The organism is Ilumatobacter sp. (assembly GCF_030065885.1).
In the GTDB taxonomy this organism is placed as follows: domain Bacteria; phylum Actinomycetota; class Acidimicrobiia; order Acidimicrobiales; family Ilumatobacteraceae; genus Ilumatobacter.
In genome coordinates this window covers 1-8,574 of record NZ_JASJCS010000171.1, presented here as the reverse complement: position 1 = coordinate 8,574, position 8,574 = coordinate 1, and the positions used below count along the sequence as shown (strand labels likewise).

Annotated in this window: 10 protein-coding genes; 9 read left to right on the top strand and 1 reads right to left on the bottom strand. The window is 67.7% G+C overall.

What is annotated here, in order from left to right; translation table 11 throughout:
• The 9 genes from QNJ12_RS22690 to QNJ12_RS22650 form a co-directional block, all read left to right on the top strand.
• Nucleotides 1-787, top strand: a 787-nt coding sequence (locus QNJ12_RS22690) for a type II secretion system F family protein (RefSeq protein WP_300626241.1), incomplete at its 5' end; no start/stop codon positions are given.
• 28 nt (nucleotides 788-815) lie between these two features.
• A complete protein-coding gene (locus QNJ12_RS22685) occupies nucleotides 816-1,076 on the top strand; it encodes a hypothetical protein (protein WP_300626239.1) in 261 nt (86 codons plus the stop codon).
• Between the two features lie 9 nt (nucleotides 1,077-1,085).
• Nucleotides 1,086-1,514, top strand: a complete 429-nt coding sequence (locus tag QNJ12_RS22680; protein WP_300626237.1) for a TadE/TadG family type IV pilus assembly protein — start codon at nucleotides 1,086-1,088, stop codon at nucleotides 1,512-1,514.
• A gap of 3 nt (nucleotides 1,515-1,517) precedes the next feature.
• A complete protein-coding gene (locus tag QNJ12_RS22675; protein ID WP_300626236.1) occupies nucleotides 1,518-1,940 on the top strand; it encodes a hypothetical protein in 423 nt (140 codons plus the stop codon).
• A gap of 41 nt (nucleotides 1,941-1,981) precedes the next feature.
• Entirely contained in the window at nucleotides 1,982-2,344 is a 363-nt protein-coding gene (locus QNJ12_RS22670; protein WP_300626217.1) for a pilus assembly protein TadG-related protein, read from the top strand.
• The gene (locus QNJ12_RS22665) at nucleotides 2,341-5,559 is read left to right on the top strand and encodes a LysM peptidoglycan-binding domain-containing protein (RefSeq protein WP_300626215.1); all 3,219 of its coding nucleotides are present in this window, start codon (nucleotides 2,341-2,343) and stop codon (nucleotides 5,557-5,559) included. The genes QNJ12_RS22670 and QNJ12_RS22665 overlap by 4 nt, the downstream gene beginning before the upstream one ends.
• A gap of 78 nt (nucleotides 5,560-5,637) precedes the next feature.
• Nucleotides 5,638-6,219: a hypothetical protein gene (locus QNJ12_RS22660; protein WP_300626213.1), complete on the top strand. Its 582-nt coding sequence runs from the start codon at nucleotides 5,638-5,640 to the stop codon at nucleotides 6,217-6,219.
• A 139-nt stretch (nucleotides 6,220-6,358) separates the two neighbouring features.
• Nucleotides 6,359-7,048, top strand: a complete 690-nt coding sequence (locus QNJ12_RS22655; RefSeq protein ID WP_300626211.1) for an MBL fold metallo-hydrolase — start codon at nucleotides 6,359-6,361, stop codon at nucleotides 7,046-7,048.
• Between the two features lie 20 nt (nucleotides 7,049-7,068).
• Nucleotides 7,069-7,758 (top strand): bifunctional 2-polyprenyl-6-hydroxyphenol methylase/3-demethylubiquinol 3-O-methyltransferase UbiG, encoded by a 690-nt coding sequence (locus tag QNJ12_RS22650; protein ID WP_300626209.1) that lies wholly within the window; start codon nucleotides 7,069-7,071, stop codon nucleotides 7,756-7,758.
• Nucleotides 7,759-8,039: 281 nt separating this feature from the next.
• Here the strand turns inward: QNJ12_RS22650 and QNJ12_RS22645 are convergent, their stop codons facing one another.
• Nucleotides 8,040-8,522 (bottom strand): hypothetical protein, encoded by a 483-nt coding sequence (locus tag QNJ12_RS22645; RefSeq protein ID WP_300626207.1) that lies wholly within the window; start codon nucleotides 8,520-8,522, stop codon nucleotides 8,040-8,042.
• Nucleotides 8,523-8,574: the final 52 nt, after the last annotated feature.

The following is an 8,574-nucleotide window of genomic DNA, read 5'->3' as shown; positions in this document are numbered from 1 at the left end:
GATGCCGACCCGATCACTCACCGACGGCGACGGCGACGGCGCTCGGACCTGGCCGCTTCGGATCGGTCGACCACTCGCCGCAGGCGCAATCGGCGGGTTCGTCGACGCCAAACTCGGCCGGTCGATCCGCCTCACCGGCCACACCGTGCCGAACGTGATCGGCACCGTCGTCATCACCATCGCCGCAGCGGCGTTCGCGATGGTCGTCGCAGTGGCATCGCTGGTCGCAGCCGGCCAGGTCTCGTCATCGCCGTTCGTCTGGCTCCTCGTCCCAACCGTGGCTGCGCTCTTCGGGTGGCGCGTGATTGCCGACGTCCGAACCCGAGCCGTGCGTCGGCGTGCGGAGCTGAACCGTGCCGTCAACGATTTCGTCCAGCTTCTCGCCGTTGCGCTGACCACGCACCGGTCGGTGGAGGACGCGCTCTCCTTCGCCGCCGACGCGGGCGACGGGTTCGGCTTCGACCTGCTGCGCCAGACCATCAACACCGCCCAACCGATGGGCATCACCGTTTGGGACGCACTGAGCGCCATGGCCGACACCTACGACCTCGACCAGCTCCGCGGGCTGGCCACCTCGCTGCAGCGCCAAGCCGGCGTCGGCGTGTCCGTCGCCGCCACCATCCGGACCGAAGCCTCGGCGATGCGAGCCCGCCAACTCGCCGACATCACCGATCGCGCCGACAAGGCCAACGCCAACCTCTCCCTCCCCACGATGGGGATGGTCTTCGGAATGGTCCTGTTCCTCGCCTACCCCGTCATGACCCAGATCGCCGACGCCTTCACCTGACCACCCATCACCCCCAGGAGCATCAACCATGGAAACCGAAACCCCGAGCCCACCGACGGCCTTTGTGGCCGCCGGTGTCTGGCTCGCCCTCGCCTACAACGGCGTCGTCGATGCCGGGCACCGACTCGCCCGACGGCTCGCCGACGACCGAGGCGTCGAGGACTCACCGTCGAAGCTGATCTTCCTGGCCGTCGCGGTCGCGATCGCGATCGCTGCCGGACTGTTCATCATCGGCGTGTTCAACGACGCGCAGGACAACGTTCCAGACCCCGTCGCTCCGTCGCCCTGATCCCCAGTCGTGCCTGCGACCGTTGCGACCATCGAACCGACCGGCGCAGAGTTCGACGCGCCTCGGCGGCTCCGGGGCGACCGTGGGTCGATCGACGTTGGGCTCGAGACGCTGTTCGGCGGCGTGGCGATGATCGCGCTCGTCCTCCTCCTGGTCGAGACCGTCAGCTTCTGGCACGCCAGGAACGTCTTCGACGAAGCGGCCGCCGAGGGTGCCCGGGTCGCGGCGGCGTTCGACGGCACCTGCTCGGCAGGCACGTCCACCGCCCGAGAGTTGATCGCCCGCCGCGCCGGCGGCTGGTCGAGCGGCGTCGACATCGGATGCAGCGAGACCGGCGGGATCGTCACGATCACGATCAGCGGCCGAACGCCAGGCGTCCTGTTCGACGCCGGCGGATATCGGGCGTCGGTCACCGAGTCCCAACCGAAGGAACGCTGACTGATGGCTGTGTCGCATCGTGACGCCGGGTTCGTCGGAGCCATCGAGGTCGTCTACCTCACGATCGCAGCGCTCGTGATGGTCGTCTTCCTCGGCTACCTCGGCCGACTCTCCGCCGCCGGCGTCCAGGTCACCAACGCCGCCCAAGACGGCGCACGAGCGGCATCGATCGCCGCCACACCTGACGAAGCACAAGCCGCAGCCGCAGCCGCCGTCGAGCGATCAGGTCTCCCCGGACGATGCCAAGGCTCCCCGTCCACTGCGTTCTCCTGGATGCCGTCCGAACTCGGAACCTGGCGAGGTGCGCTCGTCACCGTGACCGTCTCGTGCACCGTCGCGAACCAGTCGCTCACGGGCGTCTGGACACCGGGGCAGCGCACCGTCTCGGTCACCGACAGCCAGGTCGTCGATCGGTTCCGTCGATGAACACGGCGAGGCTTGCACCGTCCGATCGCGACCGAGGGTCGGTGTCCGTTGGACTGATCTTGCTCGTCGTCATCACGATCGCCGGCGGAGCGCTGGTCTTCGACGGCGCCCGCTACCTCACCGCTGAGCGTCACGCCAGCAACACCGCCGAAGGCGCCGCACGAGCCGCCGTTGCCACTGGCTCGCCCGGCGACGGACTCGACGCCGACATCGCCCGCCGCGCCGCCGTCGATCACGCTGTCCGGCTCGGCGTCGACCCAGCTGACGTCACCGTCAGCTTCCCCGCCCGCGACGTCGTCGTCGTCACCGTCACCGAACGCCGCTCCGCCACGTTCGTCCGCTTCACCGGCTCCGCCGATCTCGTCGCGACGGCAACGGGGCGAGCGCGACTGGAGTACTCATGACCCGACTCCAATCGACCCTCGCCCGAGTCGCCGCCATTTCGGCTCTCGTCGCGCTCGTCGCCGTGCCACCGGTCCTCGTCGCCTGGCTCATCGGTCGTCCGTACCCCGACTGGTCGACGCTCACCAGCGAGGTCGACACCGGCGAGGTCTCCGCCGACACCGTCATGCGCCTCGCCGCGCTGCTGTTCATCGCCATCTGGATCTGGATCGTCGCCACCATCGCCGCCGAGACCTGGCGCCTCACCGGCCACTCACCGGCCGAAGGGTCGCGCGCCACTAACGTGGCGGGAACTGCCCGACGCATCACGTTCGTGCACCGCCTCGTCCGGATCGCTCTTCTCGGCACCGTCACGACCGCTGCGACGATCTCGACCTGGCCGACCACCGCCGTCGCGAGTACCCACGGATCCTTCGCTGACAGCATCAGACCGGAACCACCGGCCACAGCCCCGGTCGACCCGATCGAGACACGGCAAGCGGCACTGGCCACCTCGACGATCGTCGCCGACGGCAGGATGACCGCCCTGTCGATCGCCGTCGACCTCGGCGACGAAGCGCTTCGCGACGACATCGTGGCGATGAATCGCACCGGCACGTGGAGCGGCGGCGTCATCCCCCAAGGGACGATCGTCACGATCCCCGTGACCGAACAGCCGGCGGACGCGACCGCACCGGCCCAGTACGTCGTGCAACCCAACGACGGGATGTGGAACGTCGCAGAAGCCTTGCTCGGTGACGGAAGCCGACACCGCGAACTCCGCCGACTCGTCGCCGGCCAAGAAGTCGCGCCCGGCGTGGTCTTCACCACCGAGACCGACCCGATCCATCCCGGCTGGGTCTTTCAGCAACCCGACGTCGGCGATCAATCGGCGACGCACACCGTGTCTCTCGGCGACACGCTCTGGGACATCGCCGACGACCGACTCGGCGACCCGAACCGTTGGCCCGAGATCTGGGAGCTCAACGCCGAACGGATGATGCCCGACGGTCAGACGTTCGCCGATCCCGACCACATCCTCCCGGGCTGGCGGCTCGACATTCCTACCGTTGCCGACGATTCGGATGCGCAGCCAGAGCCCGAACCACCACCGGTCGACGTGCACGAGCCGCCGTCCGCGGAACCGACGGCTGGCGGCGACGTTGTAGCGCCCGAAGTCGGAGCGCCTCCCGTGGTCGACGCTCCCACGCAGGCACCGGAGCTGACCGAGAACTCGACTCCCCAGGAGCCACCCTCCGAATCTCGCCCGAACGTTGGGACTCCGCCGCCGGTCGAACGCAGCCCCACGACCCTCCCGGCACCAAGCCCGAGCGTGGCACCGCAGCCTCGCGCCGACGTCGACGCTGCGACCGAAGGCGCCGACATCTGGACCGACGTCCAACGCTCCGTCTGGGCGACCCTGGTCGTCGGATCGCTGCTCACCGCCGGGCTCGCCGTCACTGTCCGGCGGCTCCGCAACCGACGTCTGAGCCGACTCGTGCCGGGACGGCGGCTCACCGAACCGAGCGACCAGGTCGCCGGCACCGAACACGCACTCCTCGCCCGTTCCGGCCTCGGACGACTCGCCACGATCACCGCCCTGCTGCGCTCGTTCACACCTCATGCCGCGTTGCTCGGTCAGCCGCCCGCCGTGCGAGCGGTCCAGATCGGAAGCGAGCGCATCGAAGTCCTCCTCGCCCGACCCGAGCCCGATACACCACGAGGCTGGACCACCATCGACGGGGGCACCTCCTGGACGCACCGCTACGACGACCCGGTCGACGAACACCGTCAGCTCCTCGCACCTGCGCTCGTCACGATCGGCGCCCGCACGGACGAGAAGGCCGACGAAGTCCTCCTCGACATCGAGACAGCCGGCAGCGTTGCGATCACCGGCGACCGATCCTCCACGCTCGGACTCGGGCGATCCATGGTCCTCGAACTCGCCACGTACCCGCTCGGCGTGTCGATGGACGTCAGCCTCGTTGGCATCGAACTCGACGCCACCGAACACTGCGACCGGGTGTGGACGAAGACGACGCTCGAACGGGCGGTCGGCGTCGCACGACGTCGACGGGAGACTCGCAGCGGAGGCGAGGCGATCGCCGCAGCACGCGCAGAACTCTCGGAGGACAACGGTGCCAACGATCCCAGCGTCATCGTGGTCGACGTTGAACACGTCAGCGACGGTCAGCAACCACTTCTCAACGAGCTGCTCGAACTCTGCACCCCGTCGAGCGGAACCGCCGTCGTCCTCATCGGGGACCACCGTGCTGCGACGGAACGCATCATCGTCGACGCGGACGCATCAGCTCTGTGGTCCGGCGTCGATCTACGGACGCCGAACGTCACCGAAGCGGCCGCCACCGAAATCGCCGAACTTCTCGAACACATCGACGAATCCGGCACAGAACTCGTCGAAGCCGACGAGTTCATGAGCGCCCTCCTCGAACCCACCGGGGACGACAGTGCGACGACGAACGCCGTTGATTCCGCCGATGACGAGTACGCGGTGCCCTCCCACGACGTACTGCTGCGCCTCATGGGCGAGCCTCGCGTCGACGGCATCGAGCTGTCTGCCGACCAGACCGAACTGCTCGCGCTTCTCACGTGTCTCCGGCACCGGACCGAGATCCACATCGGACTCGTCCATGACGCCGTTGCGCCCGAGCGCGCCCGCAAGACGATCGAGAACCGGATGTCAAAGCTCCGCAAGGCGCTCGGTGACGGCAGCGACGGCTACGAGTTGCTCCCGGAGGCCGCACCGGGACGAAGCGGGCGCAGCCACTACCTCGTCAGCCCGCTCGTGCTCACCGACATCGACCTGCTCGAACACCGACTTCACGCGTCGAAGTGGCTGTCGTCAGGCGATGCGCTCGAAGTACTCCGTGACGGTCTCGACCTCATGAGGGGACCGCTCCTACGTTCGCGGCGCGGCTTCGACTTCTGGCCCCACAGCGAAGGGGTGATCGTCGCTGCGACGAACGTGATTCAGAACTACGCCTGTCGACTGGTCGAACTGGCGGCCGAAGCGGACGACGCCGCGCTCGTCCTCGAGACGACCCAGACGGTCAGTTGCGTGCTCGACAACCCGCTCGCAGAGTGCCCGATCCGTCAAGCCGAACAGGCATACGCCGAGGCCAGCGGCAACGAAGAACTGCTGGCCTCGGTCGAGCGCGCCCGCCGGAAACTGCTGGAGCACATCGACAACGACGACACGTTCGCCGAGGCCGGCTGACGCCGAACTCACGACTCGACTCACTCGGTGCCGATCGCACCCTCCCGAAATCAGAACAGCGCCGAGGAGACAACGATCATGACCGAACACGACCCCGAATGGTCCCGACACCACACCACCCGCGCCGGCGAGGACTTCCGCGACGCCCTCTGGCTCCGCGGCTTTGACCACCAATCCGTCTGGGGCTACGACACCGGCGTCAACTCCTTCTTCGCGCAGGTCTGGCGGAACGGATCAACGCCCGATCAGCCAGACCTATGGCTCACGCCACCTGCATTCTGGACCTCCTGGCCCCGCGCCCTGGTACCGCTCGTCGTCGACTTCACGGAGTTCCCGGCGCTGGACGTCGTCCGGGCAATGGGCCTCGCTCGACCGCACCCACTCCTCGACGAGGAAGAGGATCTCTTCGAGCGGCGGGCGGGCCTCGCACGCGACGCAGGGCACCCCTACGTCGACGGTCAGCTGAGCGCCCTCGACTGGGTCCTCGGCCGGGCTGCGCACGCGCCTTCGTCCCGTACTGGGGTCTCCCGCAGCTCCCGTCCGTCTGCCCAGGAGGTTGACGCCGAGGCGGCTCACGCAACCGGTTCTGCGCTCTTGGCTGGTGGCGCCTCGAGAGCGGTCGGAGTCGAGGAGGCGCTGCTCTCCTCGATGGCAGAGTGATCTGATCGTTCGACCTCAACGTTCCAACCGGTCGTGATATGGCGCACATCGGCGAGCGCATCGGTGCCGTACTCGCTCGGCGTGGGCGGCGCCGTCGGCGTGGTGATATGCGTGCCTCGGGGTGGGCCAGACTGGGCTGATGGAGTTGTCGGTCCGGCCGATGATGCTCGGCTCGGTCAAGCTGCCCGAGAACCATCCCCGCGCTGCGGACGGCACGTGCGTGATCCAGGGGTTCGTGGTTGTCCATCCCGACGGGGCGATCGTCGTCGACACCGGCGTGACCGACGACCACGACCTCCTCAACGAGATCTACCAGCCGACTGCGACACCGTTGGTCGACGCGCTCAACATGGTGGACGTCGACGAACGAGATGTCGTTGCGATCATCAACACCCATCTCCACTTCGACCACTGCGGCCAGAACCGATTGCTCCCGACCGTGCCCGTGTATGTCCAGGCCGCCGAACTCGCAGCCGCCCGACTGCCGAAGTTCACCATCCCGGAATGGGCCGAAATCGCCCACGACCGACGACGAGTGATCGACGGCGACGCTGAGATCGCACCTGGCGTCTCTCTCGTGGCGACGCCGGGTCACACGCCCGGTCACCAATCGGTGGTCGTTTCCCACGGCGACGAGGTCGAAGTGATCGTGGGTCAGTGCTGCTACAGCTGCGGCGAGTTCAGCGACGGCTCGATTCTGCCCGCAGACATGCACGAGCCGTCGTTCCTCGAACAAGGGGTGGCATCGCTTGAACGGCTCCGCCGCTTGAGCCCGACCTCGGCGCACTTCAGCCACGACACGACCGTCTACCGGGCGCGAACACTGTGACCGGCGACGGAACCGTTGACGTGAACAGCGAGTTCGTCAGCCACGACGGCAGCCCGCTGGCGATGTACCTGGCGCTACCGGCGGGCGACGCGCCGATGATCATCCACCGTGCGATCGGCGAGCGCCGATCGATCCTCGAGCTCGGGAGCGGGCCCGGCCGCTTGACCCGCGTTCTGGTCGCACTGGGTCATCGTGTCACCGCCGTCGACGACGGCGCCGAGATGCTCGCGCACGTCACCGGCGCCGACACCGTTCTCGCCGATCTGTTCGACCTGGACCTGCGCACTTCCTTCGATGTCGTTCTGGCCGCAAGCCACCTCGTCAACGTTCCCGGCGAGGTTCAGCGGAATCAGCTGCTACGGGTCTGTCGGCGCCATCTCGGCGCGGGCGGCAAGGTGGTCGTCGAGCGCCACGCGCCGAACTGGCTGTTGACGTGCAAGGCCAGCACGACGACCGTCGGCCCCGTCGAGATGAAGTTCGACCCAGGTCGCCTCGACGGCCACAATCGATCAGCGTCGATGACCTACACCCTCGCCGGTCGAACATGGCGCCAAGACTTCGCCACCGAAGACGTTGACGATCACAAGCTCGCAGCAGCAGCGAACGAGGTTGGCCTCGTCATCGACGGGATCCTCGATGACGACCAGCGGTGGATCGTGCTCACCGCACTCGACCTGCAGACGCACGAATCACCGACTCCGGACAGCTGAGCAATTCCGAGCGGTTCACCGCACGCGAACGTGCCGATCTGCTCGGCTTGTGGTGGCTCGAGTCGGCGCAGAGATTGCGCGGCCGTGCGACACGAGTTCGCCGGTAACGATCGGGCACGGGTTGTTACCGCCGACCGTCGACAGCCAGCGTGTCCGACGTGCGACGACAGCATCGCGGACTCGGCCGTGCGGGTCCTCTGTGATCCGTTGGTGGACCGCGAGCCCCAACGGCCTCACACGCGTTGCTGTGGATCGGGTTGCGTGGGCTGGGTCGTTGGACGTCAGGTGCCGGCCTCGTTCGTGGATGCCCGGGTGCATCGGATCGCGATGGCTGGATCTTCGACGTCGTGGTCGGCGTGGTTGCGTTGCTCCCAACGGAACGTCGTTGCGGTGATGTCGAAGAAGCGGACTGTTGCGGTGGCGCCGGACTCCAGGTCGTGGGCGGTGAGGTGGATCTCGTCGCCGTCGCGCGACCCGCGCAGCTCGACGTGCTGACGGGGGGCCTCGGCGTACAAGAACGTGGCGGTCCAGCAACGGTCCGATGGGACCCACGTTCGCAACGTGGCGACCGAGCGCAGCGGTCTGCCCGCACGGTCCACGATCTGGAGATGGTCCAGCACGATCTGTCCGTCGAGGAGGTATCGCGCTTCCCATCGGCCCACCAGCGGTTGGTGACCCGGCATCGTGATGGCAGCGTCCCACGACCCGATCATGAAGTCGAAGTCGGCTGAGGGAACGGGTCGAGCTCGAGACGGGGTGTGCATCGCAGTCGATCGTGCAGCCGAACCGAGCCGGTGTCGATTCCCGGCCGAGGAA